The organism is Brevundimonas vesicularis (assembly GCF_014204545.1).
In the GTDB taxonomy this organism is placed as follows: domain Bacteria; phylum Pseudomonadota; class Alphaproteobacteria; order Caulobacterales; family Caulobacteraceae; genus Brevundimonas; species Brevundimonas vesicularis_B.
Map to the genome: position 1 here is coordinate 116,491 of NZ_JACHLJ010000001.1, position 22,681 is coordinate 139,171.

Annotated in this window: 28 protein-coding genes; 10 read left to right on the plus strand and 18 right to left on the minus strand. The window is 67.5% G+C overall.

All coding sequences use genetic code 11. The annotated features are described in order from the left end of the window. Positions 1-152: 152 nt before the first annotated feature. From HNP47_RS00515 to HNP47_RS00580, 14 genes are all read right to left on the minus strand, one after another. Positions 153-1,721: a portal protein gene (locus tag HNP47_RS00515; protein WP_184277484.1), complete on the minus strand. Its 1,569-nt coding sequence runs from the start codon at positions 1,719-1,721 to the stop codon at positions 153-155. Further along, positions 1,721-1,948 carry a hypothetical protein gene (locus tag HNP47_RS00520; protein WP_184277486.1) on the minus strand — a complete coding sequence of 76 codons (228 nt, stop codon included), beginning with the start codon at positions 1,946-1,948 and terminating at the stop codon, positions 1,721-1,723. Before HNP47_RS00520 ends, HNP47_RS00515 begins: the two co-directional genes overlap by 1 nt. Next, positions 1,932-2,408 carry a hypothetical protein gene (locus HNP47_RS00525; RefSeq protein ID WP_184277488.1) on the minus strand — a complete coding sequence of 159 codons (477 nt, stop codon included), beginning with the start codon at positions 2,406-2,408 and terminating at the stop codon, positions 1,932-1,934. The genes HNP47_RS00520 and HNP47_RS00525 overlap by 17 nt, the downstream gene beginning before the upstream one ends. Next, entirely contained in the window at positions 2,396-4,006 is a 1,611-nt protein-coding gene (locus tag HNP47_RS00530) for a hypothetical protein (protein ID WP_184277490.1), read from the minus strand. The genes HNP47_RS00525 and HNP47_RS00530 overlap by 13 nt, the downstream gene beginning before the upstream one ends. A gap of 189 nt (positions 4,007-4,195) precedes the next feature. Then, a complete protein-coding gene (locus HNP47_RS00535) occupies positions 4,196-4,780 on the minus strand; it encodes a hypothetical protein (protein WP_184277492.1) in 585 nt (194 codons plus the stop codon). 751 nt (positions 4,781-5,531) lie between these two features. Beyond that, the gene (locus tag HNP47_RS00540; RefSeq protein ID WP_184277494.1) at positions 5,532-7,649 is read right to left on the minus strand and encodes a hypothetical protein; all 2,118 of its coding nucleotides are present in this window, start codon (positions 7,647-7,649) and stop codon (positions 5,532-5,534) included. Then, positions 7,646-7,918, minus strand: a complete 273-nt coding sequence (locus HNP47_RS00545) for a hypothetical protein (protein ID WP_184277496.1) — start codon at positions 7,916-7,918, stop codon at positions 7,646-7,648. The genes HNP47_RS00540 and HNP47_RS00545 overlap by 4 nt, the downstream gene beginning before the upstream one ends. Continuing rightward, on the minus strand, positions 7,915-8,748 hold the full coding sequence (locus HNP47_RS00550; RefSeq protein ID WP_184277498.1) for a ParB N-terminal domain-containing protein: 834 nt from the start codon (positions 8,746-8,748) through the stop codon (positions 7,915-7,917). The genes HNP47_RS00545 and HNP47_RS00550 overlap by 4 nt, the downstream gene beginning before the upstream one ends. Further along, on the minus strand, positions 8,745-9,887 hold the full coding sequence (locus tag HNP47_RS00555; RefSeq protein WP_184277500.1) for a hypothetical protein: 1,143 nt from the start codon (positions 9,885-9,887) through the stop codon (positions 8,745-8,747). Before HNP47_RS00555 ends, HNP47_RS00550 begins: the two co-directional genes overlap by 4 nt. Next, positions 9,884-10,444, minus strand: coding sequence for a hypothetical protein (locus HNP47_RS00560; protein WP_184277502.1), 561 nt, complete (start codon positions 10,442-10,444; stop codon positions 9,884-9,886). Before HNP47_RS00560 ends, HNP47_RS00555 begins: the two co-directional genes overlap by 4 nt. A 137-nt stretch (positions 10,445-10,581) precedes the next feature. After that, positions 10,582-11,316 carry a hypothetical protein gene (locus HNP47_RS00565; RefSeq protein ID WP_184277504.1) on the minus strand — a complete coding sequence of 245 codons (735 nt, stop codon included), beginning with the start codon at positions 11,314-11,316 and terminating at the stop codon, positions 10,582-10,584. Positions 11,317-11,320: 4 nt separating this feature from the next. After that, positions 11,321-11,719, minus strand: a complete 399-nt coding sequence (locus tag HNP47_RS00570) for a hypothetical protein (protein WP_184277506.1) — start codon at positions 11,717-11,719, stop codon at positions 11,321-11,323. Further along, a complete protein-coding gene (locus HNP47_RS00575; RefSeq protein WP_184277508.1) occupies positions 11,716-11,994 on the minus strand; it encodes an HNH endonuclease in 279 nt (92 codons plus the stop codon). Before HNP47_RS00575 ends, HNP47_RS00570 begins: the two co-directional genes overlap by 4 nt. 194 nt (positions 11,995-12,188) lie before the next feature. Then, positions 12,189-12,410: a hypothetical protein gene (locus HNP47_RS00580; protein ID WP_184277510.1), complete on the minus strand. Its 222-nt coding sequence runs from the start codon at positions 12,408-12,410 to the stop codon at positions 12,189-12,191. A gap of 103 nt (positions 12,411-12,513) precedes the next feature. On the opposite strand from HNP47_RS00580, the gene HNP47_RS00585 reads away from it, so the two are divergent. Further along, the gene (locus HNP47_RS00585; RefSeq protein WP_260394559.1) at positions 12,514-13,119 is read left to right on the plus strand and encodes a S24 family peptidase; all 606 of its coding nucleotides are present in this window, start codon (positions 12,514-12,516) and stop codon (positions 13,117-13,119) included. Here HNP47_RS00585 and HNP47_RS00590 read toward each other — a convergent pair. Continuing rightward, positions 13,116-13,568: a hypothetical protein gene (locus HNP47_RS00590; protein WP_184277513.1), complete on the minus strand. Its 453-nt coding sequence runs from the start codon at positions 13,566-13,568 to the stop codon at positions 13,116-13,118. The two genes, HNP47_RS00585 and HNP47_RS00590, sit on opposite strands and share 4 nt — an antisense overlap. A gap of 134 nt (positions 13,569-13,702) precedes the next feature. On the opposite strand from HNP47_RS00590, the gene HNP47_RS00595 reads away from it, so the two are divergent. From HNP47_RS00595 to HNP47_RS00620, 6 genes are read left to right on the plus strand one after another with little or no spacing between them, the layout of a single operon-like run. After that, entirely contained in the window at positions 13,703-14,047 is a 345-nt protein-coding gene (locus HNP47_RS00595) for a hypothetical protein (protein ID WP_184277515.1), read from the plus strand. Further along, a complete protein-coding gene (locus tag HNP47_RS00600) occupies positions 14,044-14,307 on the plus strand; it encodes a hypothetical protein (RefSeq protein ID WP_184277517.1) in 264 nt (87 codons plus the stop codon). The genes HNP47_RS00595 and HNP47_RS00600 overlap by 4 nt, the downstream gene beginning before the upstream one ends. A gap of 13 nt (positions 14,308-14,320) precedes the next feature. Beyond that, positions 14,321-15,073 carry a hypothetical protein gene (locus HNP47_RS00605; RefSeq protein WP_184277519.1) on the plus strand — a complete coding sequence of 251 codons (753 nt, stop codon included), beginning with the start codon at positions 14,321-14,323 and terminating at the stop codon, positions 15,071-15,073. After that, positions 15,073-15,258 (plus strand): hypothetical protein, encoded by a 186-nt coding sequence (locus HNP47_RS00610; protein WP_184277521.1) that lies wholly within the window; start codon positions 15,073-15,075, stop codon positions 15,256-15,258. The genes HNP47_RS00605 and HNP47_RS00610 overlap by 1 nt, the downstream gene beginning before the upstream one ends. Continuing rightward, the gene (locus HNP47_RS00615) at positions 15,258-15,467 is read left to right on the plus strand and encodes a hypothetical protein (protein ID WP_184277523.1); all 210 of its coding nucleotides are present in this window, start codon (positions 15,258-15,260) and stop codon (positions 15,465-15,467) included. The genes HNP47_RS00610 and HNP47_RS00615 overlap by 1 nt, the downstream gene beginning before the upstream one ends. Then, positions 15,464-15,766, plus strand: coding sequence for a hypothetical protein (locus HNP47_RS00620; RefSeq protein WP_184277525.1), 303 nt, complete (start codon positions 15,464-15,466; stop codon positions 15,764-15,766). Before HNP47_RS00615 ends, HNP47_RS00620 begins: the two co-directional genes overlap by 4 nt. Here the strand turns inward: HNP47_RS00620 and HNP47_RS00625 are convergent. Continuing rightward, positions 15,763-16,446 carry a hypothetical protein gene (locus tag HNP47_RS00625; protein ID WP_184277527.1) on the minus strand — a complete coding sequence of 228 codons (684 nt, stop codon included), beginning with the start codon at positions 16,444-16,446 and terminating at the stop codon, positions 15,763-15,765. The genes HNP47_RS00620 and HNP47_RS00625 overlap by 4 nt on opposite strands. A gap of 45 nt (positions 16,447-16,491) precedes the next feature. On the opposite strand from HNP47_RS00625, the gene HNP47_RS00630 reads away from it, so the two are divergent. After that, a complete protein-coding gene (locus HNP47_RS00630; RefSeq protein WP_184277529.1) occupies positions 16,492-17,838 on the plus strand; it encodes a site-specific integrase in 1,347 nt (448 codons plus the stop codon). Between the two features lie 127 nt (positions 17,839-17,965). On the opposite strand, the gene HNP47_RS00635 is transcribed toward HNP47_RS00630, so the two are convergent. Next, entirely contained in the window at positions 17,966-18,901 is a 936-nt protein-coding gene (locus HNP47_RS00635) for a ribose-phosphate pyrophosphokinase (RefSeq protein WP_184277531.1), read from the minus strand. A gap of 190 nt (positions 18,902-19,091) precedes the next feature. On the opposite strand from HNP47_RS00635, the gene HNP47_RS00640 reads away from it, so the two are divergent. Together HNP47_RS00640 and recN are read left to right on the plus strand one after the other, a co-directional pair. Then, entirely contained in the window at positions 19,092-19,946 is an 855-nt protein-coding gene (locus tag HNP47_RS00640) for an outer membrane protein assembly factor BamD (RefSeq protein ID WP_184279056.1), read from the plus strand. 76 nt (positions 19,947-20,022) lie between these two features. Next, entirely contained in the window at positions 20,023-21,720 is a 1,698-nt protein-coding gene (gene recN / locus HNP47_RS00645; RefSeq protein ID WP_184277533.1) for a DNA repair protein RecN, read from the plus strand. An 8-nt stretch (positions 21,721-21,728) separates the two neighbouring features. Here recN and HNP47_RS00650 read toward each other — a convergent pair whose 3' ends face one another. Next, entirely contained in the window at positions 21,729-22,634 is a 906-nt protein-coding gene (locus HNP47_RS00650) for a cobalamin biosynthesis protein CbiG (RefSeq protein ID WP_184277535.1), read from the minus strand. Positions 22,635-22,681: the final 47 nt, after the last annotated feature.

The window sequence follows — 22,681 nt, forward strand, 5'->3', positions numbered from 1 at the left end:
GAACACCATCAACCGACGCCGCCCGGCCTCGCCGGTGAAGGCTTCCGCCAGCAGGCGGGCATCCTCGGCCATGACGCTGTCCGTCAGCCGCGCCTCGTCCGAAACGTAGGACCCGCCACGCACCCAGGCGCAGACCTCGTCCAGCAGATCCGTCATGCGACCAGGCTCAACTGCGGCTGACCGCCCTGCGGCGCTTCCGGCGCGGGCATCCCGGCGCCCTGCGCGGCCGCCTCGCCCATGGCGCCCAGCAGCTTGTCGCGGTCTGCGGCCTCGCGGTTGACCCACGACGGCACGGCCATCATGGGCGCCAGCCGGTGCAGATCCTCGACCTTGGCGATGGCCGTCAGCAGCTCCTGGCCGCCGATGGACTTCAGCAGCTCCAGATAGCGCACCGTGCTTTCGACATCGGTCAGGGTCTGCGAGCGGGCCAGCGGGCCGGTGATCTTCACCTGCAGCACTAGCTGGTCGATCTTCAGCGCCTCGAAGTCCATGCCGGGGATCTTCTTCTTGTCGCAGATGTCCAGCACCCGGCTGACGATGTTCGGCACGTATTCGTAGTTCAGGCTCCCGAAGGCCGACCCGGTATCGAATGCGAAATCGCGCATTCGTTCGACGATCTCGGTCGGCGACCGCACGGCGGCGCTCTCGGGGGGCAACTGGCGAGACAGGGTGTGCTGGGCGATGGACTGGCGCACATCCTGAAGCGCCAGTTGCGCCAGATCCACGCGGCCGTTCATCTCCAGCGGCTGGATCGACGACCCCATGGGTCCGCCGGTCCGCGCCACCCGGATCAGGGCGTGCGGCGCGATCCGCAGGGTGTCGGGGTTCACGACGCCGTCGTGGGACACCATCAAGGGCGGCGCCAGGGCATAGGCGGCCGCCTTCAGGATCATCTCGACCGCCTTGTTGGCCGTCATGATGTCCGGCAGGGTCAGCATCAGCGGACCGATCCCCCACGGGCTGTCGGGCGTCGTCCACCAGCGGAAGACGTTCCACGGGTTGGTCCGGTTGATCCCTTCCCAAACCGTCTCGCCGGGCTGGGCCTGCTCGCAGCAGACGACGACATAGCGCCAGGCGCGGACGTCGTGGTCGTAATAGCTGGCCTGCAGCAGCTGCACGGCGTCGCGCGACCCCGCCAGGATCTTGGTCCGCACAGCCTCGGGCCATTTGGCGTCAGGCCATAGCCGCGCCAGTTGCCAGGCGGGATAGGCCCGGCGCCAATAGACGTTGTCGATCCGGCCGCTGGGGCCTTCCTCGATCCCCAACTGCCAGGGCGGGACCGCGCTCCAGCGCATGATCTCGTTGTCGTCGCCCTCCAGCCCCAGCAGGGCGCCGGTGCCGACGCCCAGATCCGCGTAGCTTTCCTTGGACGCCTTGTGGAAACCGCTCGCGTCCAGCACCCGCTGGGACACGGTCGTGGCGAAGTCCAGCTTGCGGTTGACCGCCTCGCGCTGATCCTCGGCGACCAGAGGCCCGGCCTCCAGCTGATACCAGCGCTGCGACGGCGGCGTCACGTCAGCCTGGACCCGGCCGGGGAACTTGTGCGCCCCGTGCAGGCCCGAGGCGTCGAACAGCCCTTCGAAAATAGAACCCGACTTGGCGCGGGGGTGCCGCCACGGCATGGCGTATTGCAGCGTCCGCTCGATATAGGGCTGCATCGACTTGCGGGTGTTTTCCGCCGCCGTCGCCCGCTCGTTGATGTCCTTGACCGACCAGGCCATCAGCCGCCCAGCGTCGGCGCGAGGCCGCCTTCGTTGCCCTGCCACGTCAGCTGGCGACGACCGGCGCCGCGCATCAGACGACCCGATGCGGCCCGCTCGGCGCGCACCTTCTGGGCCTCTTCCTCGGCCGTCCGCGCCTGCAGCGCCTGGGTCTTCTCCGCATTGATCTGCGCCCACTTCTGGTCGCGCGTGCGTCCGCCGAAGAACGACTTAACCCTGCCGGCCATGCGGTGAACCTCCAAAGCGACGCGTGAAGACATCGACGGGGCCGCCGGGCGTCGCTTCCTCGCCGGTCCGTTCGAAGCCCAACCATGTCGCCATGCGCGCCCCCGCAACGCGGTCCCGGCGCGGCGAGGTGAACCGGACGAAGGCGCGCACCTCGACCGGCGCCACGGCGGCCGCCATCGCCACCATGGCGTCCTCGACCTGATCCAGGGCCGTTCGGAACCGACGCCGAAACGCCGGACCGACCGCCAGCCACGCCTCGACATGATCGGCCTCGGGCCACAGCCCCGCGACGCAGACCAGCAGCCCGTCCGCGTCGCGGAAGGTCAGCGCCGGCCCCTCCGACACCTGGCGCGCCATCTGCCCGAACCGCAGCCGCGTGAACCGCGCCTTGCCGCGCATGTCGTCCAGGGCCTCCAGCAGATCGAACGCCGAAGCCTCGATCACCGTCAGCTGTCCCACGGCGACCAATCCGACGAATAAGACGCCCCGCGCCCGCCCGTCTGCGGCATCAGCACTCCGCCCGGCGAGGCCGCCCACCCGTCGCCCGGCCCGCCGCCATAGGTGGACTTCGGCCGGTGCTGATCGAACGCTTGGCCCGCGACGACGCCTGCACGCCCTTGATCGCCCAGCATGGCGTATTGCAGGGCTTCCTTGGCGTGGGACGAGTTCGACTTCTGGACCCGCAGGCGCTTGGCCGGGGCCTTGGGATCGCGGGGTTCCCAGCGATAGTCGCCCGCGAAGCCGCGACGCAGCCAGCGGCAGGACGGATTGATCACCAGATCCGGCTTCCCGTCATGCACGTTCAGCCGGTTCATCACCGTGCGGACGGCCTCGTGCCGGATCCCCAGCTCATTCGACGGCGCGGGCTGGACGGGGATCTTCAGCTGGCTGCAGACCATTTCGATGTCGGCGTATTCGCCCATCTCGCGGTCGGCGCCATAGAAGGCCGCCGGGTCGCCCCAGGCGATGCTGATCCGGTTGCGACTGAACCGGGGATGCAGGGCGTCCCCCAGCGCCTGGGAGAACCGCTTCGGCCCTACGCCATGCAGGATGCGGCGGCCGCGCGGATCCATCGGATCGGTCAGCACCACCTCGGCATAGACGACGCGCCGCCCCGACCGCGTCCGACCGCAGATCACGGCCGCCGGCGTCCCGCCGCCATCGATCCCCAGGAACAGCTCGTCGCCCGGCTCCGGCTCCAGCTCGACCGGCGAGAACAGCCGATCCAGATCCACCTCGCCGAACACGGGATCGCCCGCGACCGACGCGCCCCACTGATTGCGGATCATCCGCCGGATATACCACTCAGGCTGGCCTCGGGCGGCGACCTCGTAATAGTCGTCGTCCAGGTTCGCCAAGTTCTCGGCGTCTGGATTGGTGATGTAGGGCGGCCCGCCCGGCAGGATGCCCGGCGGCTGGTCGAAGAAGCCGACGCCGTTTTCTTCGTGAGTGCCGGCCTGATCGACGCACAGATCGTAGAGGGGATGATCGCTGTCGGGCTTGTTGAACGTCACCCAGACGCCGCGCGAGACACGAGTATCTTTCCGGCCTGCGCGCTTCACACGCCCCGCCAGGTAGCTGATCGCTTCGAACGGCGTCGTGTCCGCCTCGTCGATATAGGCGCCGTTCAGCTCCCAGCCGCGACACGTCGCCTCGACGGTGTGTGTCCCCAGCGCTCGCCATTCGACCCGCAGGCGGCAGAGGCCGCCCCCGGGCGTGCCATCCACGAAGGGGGCGGGGAACTCCAGCTCATGCACCGCCGGCCGGTCATCCGACCCGGTGTAGTGACCAAAGGTCTTCGGCACCCAGTCGAGCCAGGTCTTCATCGTCGTAGCGTAGAGGTTGCGGTAGTTGTCCCGCAGCACGCCGACGACCGCCGTCCGGACCCCTTGGCTGTCCGGCTTCTGCGTCATGGCCGTGAAGAACGGCTCGGCGACGCCCGCACCCACCGTCTTGCCAGACCCGATTGGGCCTGCCATCAAGCGGGTGAAGCGACGGCTCTCGTGGAACGCCTTCAGCTTCGGCCCGCCGGGAATGAACGTCCTGGCGTCGAACACCCTACACACTCTCCAGACCCGCACCCGGACCCGGATGCTTGAGTGAAGGTTCGGCGACCCGCCAAAACGGCAACGCCGAATAGTGCGGGAACGCACGGCCATAAGGGGTTGCCGACGCGGCTTGGGGGGAGGCCCCCCGCCTGGGCGGCCCGTCCGATAACGTCCAGTTACCCAAAAAGGTGTTGAGGATCAGTCCTCTAGGTCGTCGTCCGACTTCTCACGTCCGACTTGACCCAGCCTGACCGCCATCCCGCCGCCCACGGAAATCTCCGGAGCCTCCCCGCGCGCGGGACTGGAGACCCCTGTTTGCGGCCCGTTCAGCGTGACGCCGCCGAAGTTGAGGGTGAGCGCCGCGCCGCCCTCGACCTGCACCGCCTGGGGCAGTTTCTGGGCGACGTAGGGCGCGACGGCTTCGGCCATGCGGAGCTGCAGCTTGACAATGTCCAGCAGCGTGTCGCTGTCCGGCTGGGCGATCCCGATAGCCTTGGCGAAGTCGGCCGGCGACATGGAGTAGGCCTCCATCATCACTGACAGCGGGTGGCGGTGCTGGGTCAGCAGCCAGGCGGTCACGGCCTCGGTGCGCCGGTTCTTCGATCCCTTGGGCCGCCCAGGCTTGCGCGCCGATGGCAGGGCGGCCGCCAGCGGCGACGGCGCGGTCAGATTGCCCGTCTCGCACGGCTCCAACTCTTCGAACAGACCGGCCTGGACGACTTCGGCCATGTCGGCCTCGCCCTGCACCGCCTGATCTAGAGCCGCTGAAACGCCGCCGGACATATCACCCTCGTTGTTTATTGGCGCTCAGCATCGACCAGGGCGACCGGTCGCAACGCCCCAACCTGTTACCTCTGTTACGGCGTCGCGGCCGATCCCGGTAACAGCGCAAAACCAAGCCACGCCTGCCTTAGAGGGAAATGTTACCCCTGTTACCGATGTTACAGCCTATTCAGCATCGCGCGGGCGCGCGCGCACGAGCGACACGTTGCAACGCGCACGAGCGCGCGTGTGTAGAGGCTGGGGCCGGTAACATCGGTAACTTGGGTAACACCGGCGCAAGCTGCTGAAATCGTTCAGCTAATCTGTTACCGCTCGACATCGTAACACCGGTAACACCGGTAACAACGAAGCGGCTGGGCCGTCGTGACGCCATCCTTCCCCCGGACCCGCTGGATAATCAACCCTCGCGCCCGGATAAATCTTGCGGAGAAAATCGTCAGGCTTCGTCGGCGTCACCGTGATCAATCCACATAAGGGGTCCGGGTGGTGGTGGTGGTGGAGAGAATAGGGGCGAACAGTGGCCAATCCTGGCCTGTCGCGGCCGCCTGCGCCCGCCCACGGGTCCGGGGCCAAAGGTCAGTGATCAGGGGTCGGGCGCGCACCACTCGTCTGCGGCTCGCTGCGCCCGACACTCTGGAAGAGGATTAGGGGCGTCGCCTGGTCGGCGACGCAGCAAGGCCCCGGCGCTGCGCGCGCCAGGGCCTTGTCATTTCATGCCTCGCCCGCCTTCGGCGCGCTCAGGGGTGCGGGGTCAGGCGGCGCGCCTTACGTCGGTCACCGCCTCGCCGTCGCCCGGCCGGTCGATGATGCGATCCAGCGCCAGCAGCGAGCATTTGGACAGGCGGCCGTCCACGCGCTGCGGTCCGTAATCGGCGACATCGGGCGGCGCGAACTGCAGGGCGGTCGCCCAGCCGCCGGAAACGGCCCCGACGCCCATCGACCACAGCGACCGCTCGAACAGCTTGGCCACCTCGATATGGTTCGACGGCACGGCCAGGCACAGCTTGCCCGCCAGGACGCCCGTCGTCGGCCGACACAAACCCAGCCCCGCCGTGGACAACCGATCCCGCGCCGCCATCGGCGTGATCTCGTCGTGTTCATCCTTCGGCCGCTCGTCCAGCACGGCCGTCAGGAACTCTCCGACCGATCGATAGCGATATTGCCGCCAGGCGTCGGGCTGGCTCTGCAGCAGCCGGTCGATGCACTTCTCCCAGTTGGCCCGGTCATCCTGCGTCTCGGCCATCGTCGCGCGCGGCAGGTGCTTGGCCAGCGGATCGATGTCCTTGGCCAGCGGCACGCCGTCGTTCAGCACCAGGTGCGCGGCCGCCAGCAGCGTGCCGAAGGTGTCGGCCGCCCGGCTGTCATGCCCGTGCGTCAGCAGCACCCCGCGCCAGGCCGTCAGCACGTCCGGCCAGTTGGCCCACTGATCCACGATCCGCCGCAACAGATGCCGCCCCAGCTCGTCGCCCAGCGCCTCCGACAGCTCTGGCGCCTTGGCCTTGGCGTCGGTCAGCTTCTGCAGCATCGGCATGGCCAGGCGGCTCAGCTCGGCGGGCTTCATGGGTGGGGGGTTGATACCGGTGAACCCGAACGTCCCGCGCGCCTGATAGTTGGTCGGAACCCCGTCGGCCCCGCCGCGCACCACGTTCTTGCCGTCCGAGGCATAGCGCGCCAGGCGCATGACCGAGGCCGCCCGCGCATCCGACGCGCTCTCGCCCTCCTGTTCGAACTCGTCCGCCCAAACGCCGATGGCCGCCAGCCCCAGCGATTGATAGATCCCCGGCCCCGACGGGTCCGCCAGGTCCATCAGCCGGTCGCCCAGCACCGCCTTGATCAGCGCCAGCAGCGACGACTTGCCCGACGCCTTGTCCCCGATGGGATAGATGGCAGGCCGCCACTTCAGCGCCGCCCCCATGAACACGCACACGACGTAACCCAGCACCAGATAGGGGTCGAGGTCCGCCCGCTTCCAGTTCCACGTCCGCATGGCCGACAACAGCCACCGCGCCGGGATCTTGGACGGATCCTCGCCCTCCAGCTGGCCGGCGTCGAAGAACAGGGCCGCCAGATCGTCGCTGAACGTCTCCGACGCCGCCGGCGGCGACAGATCTACGTCCCGTGCATAGACGTGGCCCTCATATTCGCCCAGCTCATGCTCTTCGCCGCCGATCCACAGCCGCGATCCCAGGTGCAGGACGAACACCCCTTTCTCGGTGCGCCACGCGCCTCGGCCGCGCACCTTGCGCATCGGGTCGAACATGCCGGTCCCGCCGACGATCCGCCCGCACGCCCCGATCAGGTGGCGTCGCACGTCCTCGTATTTGATCCGCAGCTCGCCGTTCGACGACTGCTTGCCGTAGAAGCTCCAGAGATAGCCCAGGGCCGACCCGAACAGATTGTCGATCTCCCCCTGCTGCGACAGCTTGGTGGCGCTCAGCTCCACGAACTCGTCGTTGGGATCCATGAAATACAGGACCGACTTCTTCTTCCCCAGCGGCCGCACCGGCATGAACGGCGGCAGGCCCAGATCGTCGGGCGCCCAGGTGAACCCCTGCATCACGCGCGCGGCTTCCTCGGCCGCCTTGGCCTTGGCTCCGCGATCCTTCGGAATTGTGACGTCCAGAAGCGCCCGCCGCGCGGCCGCATAGGCCTCGTCGGCCCCCATGGGCGGGATGGATCCGTGCGTGAACGCCTGATCCTCGGCCGCTTCGCCGGCGGCCGCCGCGTCCTCGTCTTCCTCCACGGGTTCGGGATCCATCACCGGCTTGGCCGGCTCCACTCCGTCAAGGCGCGCCATGGCCCGTTCGTGTTTCTTGGCGGCGTCCTGCCGCGCGGCCTGACGGGCCGCCTTCCTGGCTTCGGGCGTCATACGCGGTCACTCACGAAAGGATGGTCTGGCCCATAGGCCGATAGGATCTCGCGACGCTCGATGCCGGCCGCCACGCCGCGCTCAATGGCGCACACCTCGGCGACGGACTTCCCCAGCATCAGGTTGGATCGGGCGCGGCGAGAACCGAGATTGCACAGCGCATAGTTCAGCGTGTGCCGCACCGGCGGCGGCAGGGCGTCAAACTCGTCCCAAAGGAACAGATTGCGGCCGCGTCGGCGGTTGGTGCCAGGGTTCAGGCGGGCGGTCATTTTGCGGGCAGAGCTTCCGAGAGAGCAGCCTTAATTCGGTCCGCCAGCACTTCCCACGCCGCGACACCCTTAGCGCGACGCGTGACCTTCGCCTCGTCGAGTTCGATCTCTAGATCGATGTCGTCGAACGCCCGCAACAACGCCTCGCCGGCATCGCGCCAACGCGCATTCGCGCCTAGAACGGCACACAGGGCATTGATGATTGCGGCCGCCAGCATCCCCGGCCGGTTGTTCTCGGTCTCGGTGACGCACATCAGGGCCGTGACCAACGTGTCGCGACCATACGCACGGAACCCAGCCGCGATGGCCCCGAGCGCCAATGTCTGGCCCGGCTTCATCCGAACGACCGACACCGGATAACGCAGGATCTCGACCGAGGCCGCCTCGCAGGCCTCGCGGATGGCCTTGGCGTCCTCGTCTCCGGCCATCAAGGCGGCATGCTGAACCGCCAGGGCGTGGATCCGCGTGACCTGACCGTTGATCGCTTTGAACGCCGCCGCTTGTTCGAGCGCGTCTGCAATAATCACTTGTGCCGGGACGGTGTCGAAACCTCGCAGCGCCGCCGCAGTCGCCCGGTGCTGGCCATCGATGACGGCGAACTTCCCGCCGGCGACAGGCGCGACGATCAACGGCGCAAACTTGGACCATTGGAAGCTGGACGCGATGGCCCTGACGTTTTTGGCCCCAGCGCCATAGATCGGGCGCTGATACCGATCATCGACGACCAGGTCATCGATCTTCAGCCATTGCAGCATGGGCGCGGCTCCACACGACGGCGTCTCAGCCGGCGCGGAGAAGCCCTCGGTGGAAATCGAACGGTAGTCGCTCATGAACGCACTCCCCTGATCATGTCGTTGAAGTCCTTGAACCCGCGCTCGGGCCAGCTTTCGAAGAAGGGCAGGGACCGCGCCTCGGCCTTGGCCTGCAGCTCGGCGACCTTTTTGGTCACGCCCGCCATCACCTTGCGGTTCGGATCCCGGTCGCGGATCGCCACCACGGCCCGCGCGCTGGGCGGCGGTTCGATGTGGGCGAAGTTGGCGCTGGCCCCGACGGCCGACACCCGCCATTCGGGCGTCAACAGCGCGACGGTGAAGGCGTCCTCGACCCCTTCGGCGAAGGCGTTCTCGTCAGTCAGGCCCTTCTTGACCGCCTCGCGCGGCGACAGGCCGGTTTCCCCGCGGCTGATCGGGATGAACGCGCCGTGCCAGCCCTTCGGCCAGATCTTCTTCGTCGCCATCGCCGGGTCCGGGACGCGCAGCTTCGACGACCCGTCCGGCTCCAGAAAGATGCGATGCACCGCCCCGAACGACCCGTCCTCGAACAGCATCGCTGAAATCAGGCACGGCACGGTCCGGTCCGTCTCGACGTGCCGCATCCCCGGATGCGACCGCACCGCCCACGGAATCCGCGCCAGCTGATCCAGCGCGATCCCCCGCGCCTCGGTCAGGTATCGCCACCCCGCCGTCCCCGGCTCCAGCGGCTGGGCGCCCAGGAACATCGCCTGACACCGGCGCCGATCCTTGTCCCTGTTGGCCAGGGCCATCCCCTCGGCCCGCTCGGTCGCGATCTCCATCGCTTCCTTGGCCTGACGCAGCTTCTTGGCGTGCGCCGGGTCCATGTGCCGGTGATCGCCGATCCCCAGGAACCGCTTGGCCCAGATCAGCGCCTCGCGCTGGCTGACCCGGTCCACCCGGCCGAAATGGATATAGGCCACCAGGTCCAGCGCGTCGCCGAACTCGCCCGTGGCGTATTCGTCCCACTTGCCCTGGCGCGCCCCCGACAGGTTGATGACGAAGGATCCGGGGTTCTTGTCGTTGCGCGTCGGATTGCGCGGCACCAGCGCGCCCTGGACCACATGGCCCCTCAAACCCAGCGAGGCGCACAGGCTCTGGATCTGACTGGCCAGCAGGGCGCTGATCTCGCGCACGCTGATTTCGGGCGGCCGCCCCTGAATGTTCGGGGCGTTCACCAGATCCGCCCTTCCGTGTCGAGCCTGTCCAACAGGGACACGCTGCTGTCCGAAAACAGTGGTGCGTCGAGCGAACGCTCGCGCGCCGGGGGCATCAACCGATTGCGCGTTGCTCGGGCGATCTTGTAGGCGGCGCTGACATCATCGCAGACGCCCTCCAATATCAGCACGATGACGTCGCTAATCAGATCCTCTCTTTCGTGGCTTTCCAACCAGCGAGGCACAGCATCAAAAGCTTTGCGGTAGAGAGCATTGGAGAACGGCCGCGTGATGGGCGGCGCTGACGTTGGGGCGCGCCCGAACGAATGACCAATGCGGGATCGCCGCGTTCCTATCGCCGAAGCCGATCGATGTGGAAGTAAATCCACCGCTTCGAGGAAAGTCTTAGAGCTTTTAAGTCTGGCGTCTTCAGCAGGCGTCCATGGCTCGCCGAGGCGACACCTTTTTCTCACGGCGGCGTCATACTCCCCCTTCGAAAGCCAGCCAGACGCTTGCAACAGCCACACCATCGTGGCTGTTCGCCGTTTGCCGCCCGGACCGACCAGCGACCACTGCACAGTGCCATCTTTCCGCAGCAGGCAGGATCTGGGCTTGCCTGAAAGTGAGGAGAGAACTGCGCCACTTTTAGACACAAGGACCCACCAGCCCGGAACCGGTTTAAGGGCCTCGCAGTATGCCATTGGATCAAAGCCGCTCATGCTTCACCCGCCAGCTGACCGACAAATCGCCGCTCGGCGTCCCACAGGGCCGGATCGGCTTCCTTGATCCGCCGGGCGCGACCGCGCTCCATCACCTTGCCGGCCTCGGCCTCTTCGACATCGTCGCCGTCGCGCGCCCGCAGGTAGCGTTCGGCCGCATTGTCCACGGCCTGGCGCGTCACCCCCATCAGGCCCGCCACCGTCTCGCTGTTGACCCGGCCGACATTGACGGCCAGCGCCATGGCCCATGACCGGGCGCTCTGTTCCGGGGTCGGGGATCCGCCGGCCCCGCCGCGCGCCGCGCCGATGATGGCTCCAACGGTCAGGCCTCGTTCGGACGCCACGAACCGCATCGCGGCCGTGATCAGCCCCAGGTCCAGCAGATCCATCGTCCGGCCGTCCGGCGCGGCATGATCGCGCGCCGACTTCACCTTGGCCGTCGCGCCATCGAACCCGGACTTGATTGCGAACCGCGCCCGCGCCCGGTCCATCCACTCGCGCTCACGCTCGGCCTTGATCCAGCCCGCCAGATCCGGCCGGATCTCTTCGGCCGGCACGCCGGACGCCAGCGCCGCCTTGAACACCAGCTCGCGCGGAACCTTGCGCCACCGCGATACGCACGACGCCGGCCGGCCCACGCCGCGCGCCAGGGGACGAACCCCCCGCGCGCCGTCGATGGCCAGCACCAGCCCGGCCTCGCGGCCCTTCGATCCTTCAGTCGCCCCCCGCATGGTGTCAGACGCCCCCGATGTCGCGGCGCTGCATCCACGGATGCTCGGGCAGATCCAGCGCGGCCTGGATCGGTGGCGGCGCGACGGCCGAAACCGGCTCGCTGGGCGGCGAGACATGGCCGAACAACCGCCGGATCATCATCCCCAGCTTGACCAGGGCGTCGCCCGCCAGCTGCTGATCCACCCCGCCGGGGCTGGTCGCAAAGGCCACGCACCCCCAGCGGAACGATAGGCACAGGCTCATGGCCGCCGGCTCGGTCGAGGGCGGCGTGGCGCTGACCATCCGACCGGCCGCCAGTTTCAGCGTCTCGCGGCGCTTCGTCGTCGGATCCGCCACGGCCGCCATCGCCGCATTGGCCAGCCCCAGCCAGCGCTCCCGGTTCATGTCCACGACGCGGCTCATGCTGCGGCTCTCACGCGGGTCCGCTGCTGCGGCCGTTCCACCAGCATTCGCACGGCGACCAGATCGACGCCGAGGCGGCGCATCTGACTGTCCCAGACGTTCGAAGAGCGCGATCCGACCAGCAGATGGCGCGGATTGCAGCAGGCGTGATTATGGCACAGGTGCCGGATCACCGGCCCCCGGTTGCCGACGCCCCAATAGCCTGTGTGTAGATAGTAGGCGACGCGGTGCGCCCCGGTCGCGACCGAGAAGCCCGCGCGACGCACACGCGTCATTCCATACCCTTGCGGGCTCAGGCCGCCGATCCAGAGCCAGCAGGCCCAAGGTCCGCCCGATCTATCGACGAGGTCGTGGAAGTCTGGCGATGGCGTCACGGCCTGTGGCTGGCGTTGGCGGAGCCGTACATGCAGGAGCCGTGCTGCGATTAGGTCGTCAGCCATTTGAACACGAGCATCTAGGGGCAAGGGCTTCATCCGCCGACCCCGATCAAATCGGACGCGGAAAGCTCAACCTTCATCTCGGACGCCAACGAAAGCACAGTCGGCAAATGCCGCGACGGGATGCGTCCGCCCCCGCTCGTCTCCCACTTCCAGACAGCGTTCGTGGTCAGGTCGCAGGCATAGGCGATCCTCTTTGCGGACAGGAGGCGCATGGCGCGCCCGGCGGGTGTTTCGATTTTCAGTGTGGCCATATTGTGGAAAATCCATATGGACGTTATTTCCACGTCTATGCCTCAAGTGCTTCGGCAAGTTCGTCAACGACGTGGAGTGGAATTCTTTTCCACAATCCACAGCATGGAACTGTCAGACATACCCGACCGCCTTCGCCTGCTGCGTCGCAGCCAGGCTGACCTTGCACGCAAGCTCGACCTCGACCCCTCGTCGCTGACCAAGACGATCAAGGGGACGCGCCGGGTGCAGCCCGCCGAGGTCATCGAGATCGAGAAGTATTTCGGCGAGAAGCTGTCGATCAGTGTCACCGAGGCCGCGCCGCAGGCTCCTAGACGCCGGGCGACCCCGACGAAGATCCCGGTTTATGGCTACGCTGCAGCTGGGGACGGCGAGCGGATCGCCTATGCAGACAGTCAGGTGATCGATTACCTTGATCCGCCGCCGTTCTGGCGCGGCGGCGACGACCTGGCCTACGTTCGCCTAGTCGGCGAGAGCATGGAGCCGCGATACTTCTCAGGCGAGATCGTGCCTGTGCGGCTCAACCTCCCGCCCGCGAAAGGGCAGGACTGCCTGATTGAATTCGACGACAACACCGCCATGGTGAAGACCTATCAGGGTCAGCGGGACGGCCGCGTGTTCGCCGAGCAATACAACGAGCGCAAGGGTCTAGACTTCGCTGCGACGAGCGTTCGGGCGCTCCATACCATCTGGAAGCCGGGGATGATCTAGCAGTATCCGCTAGACAGACAGACCTGCGCATTAGGCCACAGCGTCCACCACGCCGCCGCCGTCAAAACGATAAGCGCCAGCACGACGGCGGTGTTGATCGGCCTGAGTATGCGCGATGGCGAAGCGTCATCGTCGCCCTCCAGTCGCGCAGCGACAACTTTGCCAACGACGCGGGCCACGACAAAGCCCAGGAAGCCGGCGCCCGCGACCATCAAGACGATGGATAGAAAACTTGGGTTTCGCCCAGGCCAGTCCAGATGACCAGCAGCCCAAATCGGCCACGCAGCTAAGGCTGCCAGACAGGCCAGACCAACGACCCATAAGCGCTCGCCAAGCGATGCGGTCAGGCCGAAACGCCTAGAAGCGAAGGTGAGCGGCAGCGCCTCAATGAACAGATAAGCTGCGCCGAGCGCGCCGCTGAAAATGCCCCAAGGCAGATAAACCTCCATACGTCACCTCCACGCTCAGCTTAGTGGGCGGGACGTGCACAGGGCCACAGATTTAACGTCCACGATCTATGGATGTTGACATGGACGCAAAATCATCCATCCATATCTTCCACACTTTCACGTGGGAGGGCCGGATGGCCGACGTTCATACCCTCGACTTCACCAGCGCTAGGTCGCAATCGCCGCGACGGCCGAACAGCGACGACGACGCCCGCGCGGTCCGCATTGATCTCACCGAGACCGACATGGACGCCTGGCGCAACGTCGTCGTCTTCGGATCGGGCGCCCGATACGCCTACACGCCGGATCCCGAAGTCACGCCGCCGGTTGAGCCGATGGCCGCCCTGCCGGCCGACGCCCCGTCGCCCATCGTCTGGCATCGCCAGCCGGATCGGATCGTTCAGACCGTCCGCCTGTGCCTGATCGCCGCCGCCGTCGTGCTGGCCTTCGCCCAGATCGACGCCTGGATGTCGGCGTGAGCCTGGTCGTCGCCACCCGCCACGGCCGCCTGTCGGCCGAGGAAATCTCCGGCGCCTGCCGCGACGCGGGCCTGCCGGGCTGGCGCGCCGTGATCCGCAAGGCCGAGACGGGCGACTACGTCTGCGCCCTGCGCACCCCCGACTACTGCGTCGTGCGCCAGACCGGCCGGATCGTCATCCGCTACGGCCGCGACTCCCCCGATGCCTTCGCCCGCGCGGTCACGGCCGCCCAGCGCACCCTTCCACCCACCCGTCACTAATCGGAGATCCCACGTGACCGCCAAGTCCAAACGCACCCACCCGCTCGACCGCGACGGCGACGGCGATCCGGGCGGCTCGCTGCCCGGCAACCAGACCGCGCCCATGGCCTGGACCCGCGACGACCAACGCCTGATCGCCAAGCTGCAGCTGGCGCAGGTGACGCTGGATCCGGCCTTTACCGATGCGGGCCTTGCCGATGAAGTCGCGGGCTGGAGCGACGAGACAGCCCAGCAGGTCGAGGCCTTCGCTGACGCCATGACGGCTGACGGCCGCTATCAGGACGAAGCCGGGGACGAGCGGAACGCTGACGGTTCTCCCATCGAACTGCCGCCCATCCTCTCTCGCGCGCTGATCGGCGAGACGGATCAGACCGCTGGCGACACCTTCGACGCCGAACAGGTCGCGGCCGCCAAAACGGCCGGGGAGGGCGCCGTGATAGCCGAAGAGGGCGAAACCGTCGCGGATCCCACCACGGCGACGGCCCCTCTGGATGACGGCCTGGTCAACATCCCGACCGACACGGCCCCGGTCGCCGTGCGCCTGCATGAGCTGCGGATCCTCGTCACGGCCCGCCGTCTCTACAAGTCGCCCGAGGGTTACAGCTCCAACTACGGCCCGCCCTACATCGACCAGGCCACCGTCGACGCCTGGATCGCGGCCGGCCTGGCCGAAGATGTCCCGACCGCCGGCAACATGGGCGGCGTCCGCGTCACCTCCGAAGGCCGCTCAGCCCTGTACCGCGCCCCGACCGACGAGGCCGCGTGATGATCGCCGCCCTGATCATCGGCGCCTATGCCTGCGCGGCCGCCATCGACCTCGCCACGTCGATCAGGGCGGCCGAACCGGCCGACCTCGGCCCTGCCTATGTCTGCATCGCCCTGTCGAACGCCATCTGCTGGCCGCTCGGCATCATCGGCGACGTGCTGCAGGCCAGGGTGGATCGCCGCTAATGGCCGCCGCCCGCATGTCCGTGGTCGAGATCTCGGTGACGGTCGAGATCGACGGCCGCAACTTCACGACCCAGATCGCTGGGTCCTATGACGCCCTGCGATCGGTCGAGGCCGCGCGCGGCGTCGGCCGCCAGATCGGCGAGCAGCTGGGCGAATGCCTGGCCCTGCGGATCCAGCACGGCGGCCCCATTTCGCGAGCCGCCGCATGATCGCCCCCGACGCCCTCGATCTGCACGGCGTCGCTGTGCTGCTGGGCGTCTCCTACAGCCAGCTGCAGCGCACCTGGCGCACCATCGACGGCTTCCCGCCACCCTATCTGGGCGGCGGGAAGGGCGAGCGCCCCCGCTGGGCGCGCCAGGCCGTCATCGACTTCATGCATGGCCGCCGCTGGGCCGCGACCGAGGCCCCGCCCGTCGCCCTGTCGGCCGCCAAGGCCCCCGCGAACGACCCCGTGCGTCGGCCGGCCCCCGACACCGTCGCGGCCCTGCTCTTTGCAGCAGGGGGCTAGGTATGGATGACGACGCTCAACGGTGGCTGGCTAAGGTCGGCATGCCACTCGGTCGCTTGGCCGGGGTAAAGCTTGCCCGCCGACCCGACGGGAGCGCCTCGCCGAAGACGGTATTCGGCGGCCGTGACGCAGCGCTGCAAATCGCCAGGGATCGAATAGGTGATAATCGCAAAAATCCGCCACCCTTTGTCCGGCATAGGGGTGTTGGATCCAAGAACCATCGGTTGCTCGTCGAAGCCCTGATTGCCAGGGAACAACGCCGAGGCGTCCGCGCGGAGGCTTTCACTCAGCTGAGCAGCATCGCTAAGGTTGGTCCGCTCGTCGATCACATGATGCACGCGGGTCAGGACACGCAAGGCAGGCGTCTTCCCAATATTTCGCCAGTTCCACCGAAAGGTGAACTCCAAGACGCCATCTTGGAGAAGCACCGTCATGCTGTCCAAGTGGTGTTCAATCCACGCCCGCTCACTGATCAGCGACATACGGGCTGCGACAGCAGCCGCGTCAGCCCCTTTTGCAGCCGCCTTCACCGCGTCTCGGTTGCTCCGCAGCTGCAGGTAGATAAAAATCAGGCCGATGGCATTTACAGCTATCGCCAGCCAAGCCGCCCAGGCACTTGCTTGGGCGTGTCCGGCCGCCGCCTGGGTCGCCCGGAGCGTATCGACTGCAATCTGATCCATTCAGCTCTTTCCGGCGCAACTGCTAATCGGTAACGAATTCTCGCCATGACCCGCAAGCCCGCCGCCCCGTCCAACCTCCGAAACGGCCTGAAATGGCGTGACGGCCGACCGCGCTGGGAACCGTCGCCCGCCAACCGCGCCTGCGGCTTCGCCGGCATGGATCTGCGCGACCATGCCGGGGGCTGGATGGATCGCGGCGCGGCGACGACGGCCGCCGATGCGCGCACCCTGTGGGCGCGCCTGGTGCGCGAAGCCATGCGCGACGACGGGGAGGGGTCAAAGGCCCGTTCCATGCTGGCCGCCGCCCTCGAACGCCTGCCGCCGGTCCCGGTCGAGGTCGAGGCCCGCCACCGCCGCGCCCTGGTCGCGGATCTGATCGAGCGCGCCCGCGCCGTCATCGAAAGCCGCGAGCCGGATCTGTTGCCCGAGGGGGCCGCGCCGCGCACCGGCGCCGCCATGGTCGAGGGTTTCTTCGCCGACGCCCAGGCGCTGAAACGCATCTCCACCGCCAGCCAGCGCGCCTATCGCGTCCACTCCCGCAAGTTCATTCAGCGGTTCGGGACGCGCCGTGTGGACACCATCACCCTGCCGCAGATGCGCGCCTGGTATCTGGATCTGCAGTCCGAGGTTTCCACCGCCACCGCCAACGCGGCCGTCGGCGCGGCCGGGGCCTTCTTCCGATGGGCCATGTGGCAGGATCCGCAATGGATCGTGGCCAGCCCGGCTGTCGGGGTCGGCCGCCAAAAATCGGCCGGTCGCCGCGTCTTCTGGACGGTCGAGGAAGAACGCGACTTCGTCGCCTGGTGCGACGCCAACGGCTTCGTCGATGTGGCCGACGCCGCCACCGCCTGCCTCTGGACCGGCTCGCGCCAGGTCGATGTCGCCAAGGCGGCCGTCCACGAGCTGGAAGGGCCCACCTGGCGCTATGTCCCGCAGAAGACCGAGCGCAAGGGTCAGGAGGCCCTGGCGGGCATTCTGGAGCCTTTGGCTGTGCGGGTCGCCCGTCGCCGGGCCGAGGCCGACGCCGCGCCGCTGCGTCACCTGAACGCCACGCCCTATCTGTGGGACTATCGGATGAACCGCCGGCACACATCCGACACCATCGGAACACGCTTCCGCGAGGCGCGCCGCGCCGCCGTCGCCGCCGGGGCCATGCCGCGATCTTTCCTGGACAAGACGCTGCAGGACACCCGCGACACTTGCGTCACCCGTTTGGCGGCCGCCGACGTGTCCCTGGACCGCATCGCGTCATGGGGCGGCTGGGCCGTCGATACGGCCAAGAACATCCTGCGCGAACATTATCTCAGCCTGATGGACGCCAGCGCCCTGGACAGCGCCTCCAAGCTGCACGCCTGGGCTAGATCCCAGGGCGTCGCCCTCACCGCCGCCTAGAACATCCGTGAACGCAAGTCGGACGTCCGACTTGCGTCAAAGTCGGAAACACGCCGAAAAGTCGGACGCCACCCAGGCGGCGCGGGCATCAGCGGCCCTTCGATTAACCGACCCCGCTATCCGAAGGTTAATCGAACAGTTTCGATACCGATTCTTCGTTCGCGATCCGTCGGATAGCCTCTCCGACCAGCGGGGCCACGGAAACCGCTCGAATTTTCGGGCAGTTCAAAACTTCGTGGGGTTGCTCGATGGAGTTGGTGATCACCAGCTCCTTCAGCGGGCCGTCGGTGATGCGCTGGACGGCGGGGCCGGACAGAACGCCGTGGCTGATGTAGGCCGAAACCTCGGTCGCGCCCTGGTCGATCAGGGCCTTGGCGGCGTTGACCAGGGTGCCGCCCGAATCGACGATGTCGTCGAACAGGATGCAGCGGCGGCCCTCAACGTCGCCGATGATGTTCATGACCTCGCTCTCGCCGGCCTTGGGCCGGCGCTTGTCGACGATGGCGAGATCGGCGTCCAGGCGGCTGGCCAGCGCGCGGGCGCGCACCACGCCGCCGACGTCGGGCGAGACGATCATCAGGTCGTCACCGCGAGCGTAGTTTTCCTTGATGTCCTGCGCCAGTACGGGGGTCGCGACCAGGTTATCGGTCGGAATGTCGAAGAAGCCTTGGATCTGACCGGCGTGCAGATCCATCGTCAGGACGCGGTCGGCGCCGGCGCGGGTGATCAGATTGGCCACCAGTTTGGCCGAGATCGGCGTGCGGCCGCCGGTCTTACGATCCTGACGCGCATAACCGAAATAGGGAATGACCGCCGTGATCCGTTTCGCCGATGCCCGCACCAGGGCGTCGGTGATGATCAGCAGCTCCATCAGGTTGTCGTTGGCCGGATAGGAGGTCGACTGCAGGATGAAGACGTCCTCGCCGCGGACGTTTTCCTCGATGATGGCGAAGACCTCGTTGTCGGCGAACCGCTTGACCTGGGCCTTGGTCAGGGGCGCATCCAGGTGGTCGGCGATCGCCTGGGACAGTGCGCGGTTGGAGTTGCCTGAGAGCAGCTTCATCGGCCGGTCATCCTTTCGCCGTCATCCGCCCCCCATGAACGGCGGTCGGTTGGCGCGCTCTTTACCAGTGGAGCCGGGCAGGGCAAGTCGTATGCTGAGTTTTCCTCGGCATGGCGCGGCTCGGTTGCGGGTGCTAGAGGTCGCCGCGTTGGTTTCCGGGGAACGGCTTCAGAGCCGTCCTTCACACGTCATGGGGTCGTCCTTGTCCGCTTCTAAGTTCCGTTCCGGCATAGTGCTGATGGCCGCGGCGCTCGCCGCAGTGACGATTTCAGGCTGCTCGGGCACCAAGCGTCCCAAGCTGGCCTATGAGGAACGTCCGGTCGAGGCGCTCTACAACACCGGCTATGATCGGCTGCAGCAGCGCCGCTGGTCCGACGCTGTGGACTATTTCCAGGAAGTCGAGCGCCAGCACCCCTATTCGGACTGGGCGCGTCGTTCGATCCTGATGCAGATCTACGCCTACTATCAGAACAACGCCTATGCCGACGCCATCGCGGCGGCCGACCGGTTCATCCAGCTGTTCCCCGGCAATCCGTCGGCGTCCTACGCCTTCTACATGAAGGCGGTCTGCAATTTCGAGCAGATCACCGACGTCGGTCGTGACCAGGGTTACGCCACCGCCGCCCTGGCCGGGCTGAAGGATGTCTCGCGCCGCTATCCGGGCACGCCTTATGCGTCCGACGCCGCCGTCAAGATCGACATGGTCAATGACCAGCTGGCCGGCAAGGAAATGAACATCGGCCGCTACTATCAGCGCGCCAACCAGCCGCTGGCAGCCCTGAACCGTTACAAGGCCGTGATCGCCAACCCGGACTTCCAGCGCACCTCGCACACGCCCGAAGCCCTGTATCGCCTGGTCGAGGTCAATCTTCAGCTGGGTCTGAAGGAAGAGGCGACGCGTAACGGAGCCGTGCTGGGCTACAACTATCCGGGCAGCCCCTGGTATGCCGAGGCCTATGCGCTGCTGACCGAAAACGGCCAGACGCCGGACAAGGCGCCCGAGGGCAAGCGCGAGAGCTGGCTTCAGCGGATCATTCCGGGCTGATCACGCGACGGCTTGTGCAATCCGGCGGGGATCGGGATTCTGTCGGTCATGATTCGTTCCGCCGGCGCCTGATGCGATGCTGACCGCCCTTTCCATTCGTGACGTCGTCCTGGTGGACGTGCTCGATCTCGAGGTCGAGAATGGCCTGACCGTGCTGACCGGCGAAACCGGAGCCGGCAAGTCGATCATCCTGGACGCGCTTGGCCTGGCGCTTGGAGGGCGCGGCGACGCGGGTCTGGTGCGCAATGGCGCGAAACAGGCCGTGGCCACCGCCGTCTTCTCCGCCCCCGACGATCCCGATCTGCTGGCCCTGATCGCCGACAAGGGATTCGATGTGCAGCCGGGGGAGGATTTGATCCTTCGCCGCGTCTTGGGCGCCGACGGTCGCAGCCGCGCCTATGTCAACGATCAGCCGGCAGGCGTGACGGCCGTGCGCGAGATCGGAGCGGCTCTGGTCGAGGTGCACGGCCAGCATGAGACGGTGGGCCTGCTGGATTGGCGAACGCACCGCGCGTCGCTGGACGCTTATGGCGGACTGCAGCCTCAGTTGTCGGCGGTCGCGTCGGCCTCCGCCAAGCTGAAGGCCGCCGAGGCGAAATCGGCCGAGCTGAAGGCGCAGGCGGCGGACGCCGTTGCGCGGCGCGAAGAGATCAGCCTGAACCTCTCTGAACTGGATGCGCTGGATCCGCGCGCCGATGAAGAGACGGAACTGGCAGGCGAACGCGCCCTGCTGGGCGCAGCCGAAAAGGCCATCGCCGATCTGGGCGACGCGCGCACCCAGCTTGGCGGCGACAAGCTGAGCCAGAAGCTGGGCGCGGCGCTAAGGGCCGTCGAACATGCGCGTCAGCGAGCCGGGCAGGCGGGCGCCGAGGGCGATCATCCGGTCATCGTCAAACTGTCGGCCGCCGTGGAGGCGATCGACCGCACCATGGTCGAGGCGGCGGAAGCCCTCGCCGCCGTGGACGCCGCCGCCGACGCCTTCGATTATGAGCCCGGCCGTCTGGACAAGGCCGAAGAGCGTCTGTTCGCGCTGCGCGCCGCCGCCCGCAAGCTGCACACCACCGTCGACGCCCTGCCGGCCCTGCGCATTCGCCTGCGCGAGCAGCTTCGACTGATCGAGGATGGCGAGGAGGCGCTGACAAACGCCGGGCGCGAGGCGGCCGAGGCGGCGGAAGCCTATGATCTGGCGGCCACCTTCCTAACCTCAGCGCGGGAAGCCGCCGCCGAGCGTCTGACCGCCGCCGTCATGGGAGAACTGGGTCCGCTGAAGCTCGAGCGCGCGCGGTTCCGCGTGGCTCTGGAGCCGATCGAGGGCCGACGCGGGCCGGACGGCGTCGAGACGGTGCGCTTCCAGATCGCCACCAACGCCGGAACCGACTTCGGCCCGCTGGACGCCATCGCTTCAGGCGGCGAACTGGCGCGTTTCGCCTTGGCGATGAAGGCCGCCCTGGCGAGCCGCGAGGACATGCGCCAGCCCGTGATGATCTTCGACGAGGTCGATCAGGGCGTCGGCGGCGCAGTGGCGGAGGCCGTCGGCTCGCGCCTGAAACGCTTGTCGAACGGGGCCCAGGTCCTGGTCGTGACCCACAGTCCGCAAGTCGCCGCGCGCGGCCATGCCCACTGGAAGGTGATGAAGGCCGACCGCGACGGCCTGACCACCACCACCGTCGTCGCCCTGGACGATCAACGTCGCCAGGAGGAGATCGCCCGCATGCTGTCCGGCGCCGAGATCACCGACGAAGCCCGCGCAGCCGCGCGGGCATTGATCGGCTGACTGAACTTTTAGGCGCCCAGGATCCAGCCTTCTTCCTGCTCGACCTGGGCGATCAGCTCGGGCGAGGCGTCCTTGGGCGGGGCGAAGGCCTTGGCCAGGTCGCCGGCCTCGTCCATGCGGGCGAGGGCCTCGGCGGTGGAGCGGACCTGGGCCTGGTCCTTGAACTCGCCGGGCTGAGGCTTGGTTTCGTGCATCGACGGCCAGACCTCGACCACCAGGGCCGACAAGGGTGCCACGTCCTCGGGCGTCAGCGCGCGCCAGCCGGTGCCGAAGGGCCAGACGGCGCCTGACGGGCCGAGGCTTTCCAGCAGTCGCCGCACAGCTGGGATGCCGACCAGGGTCTGGCCGCCTACGGCGCCGGCGCCGTGCATCTGCCACACGCTCTTGGGCTGAAGCCGGCCCTTGCGAGCCGCGTTTTCGGTGGCGCGGAACTCGGGGATGTCGGCGCCCGAGCCTGCGGGCGGTTTGGTCGTGGTCAGCCAGCGCTGGGCCTGTTTGGCCGGCGCACCCCACAGTGGCCAGGCCTCGTCGGTCATCAACCGGTTCATCTTGGCCGCGACCTGATAGCGGTTGTTGGTGTTGTCGGCCTTGTCCACGATGTTGGAGGCGATGAACTTCCACATGGCTTGCCACGGGGTTCCGTCCAGCTTCACCCGCGCGGCCGTGCCGACGGGATAGCCGAAGTTGAAGTCCAGCCCGACCAGCACCCGGTCGCCGCGCTTTCTGTGGTCCGCCAGGATCGAGGCCAGCAGGGCTTCGCCCTCTGCGCGCGTCGCGACATTGTGCGTCTCGGTATAGAGGCGAAAACGCACGTCGCGTTTGGCCACGCCGATCCACAGCGAGGTGTCGCCGAGCTTCTTGGTTTCGGCGGCGGTCCAGTCAGCGACGATATAGGCGTCGAAAAGGCGGGCCAAGGCGGCCTCCTGATAAAGGCGTGTCAGTTAGGAGTGAGCCGGGCTTC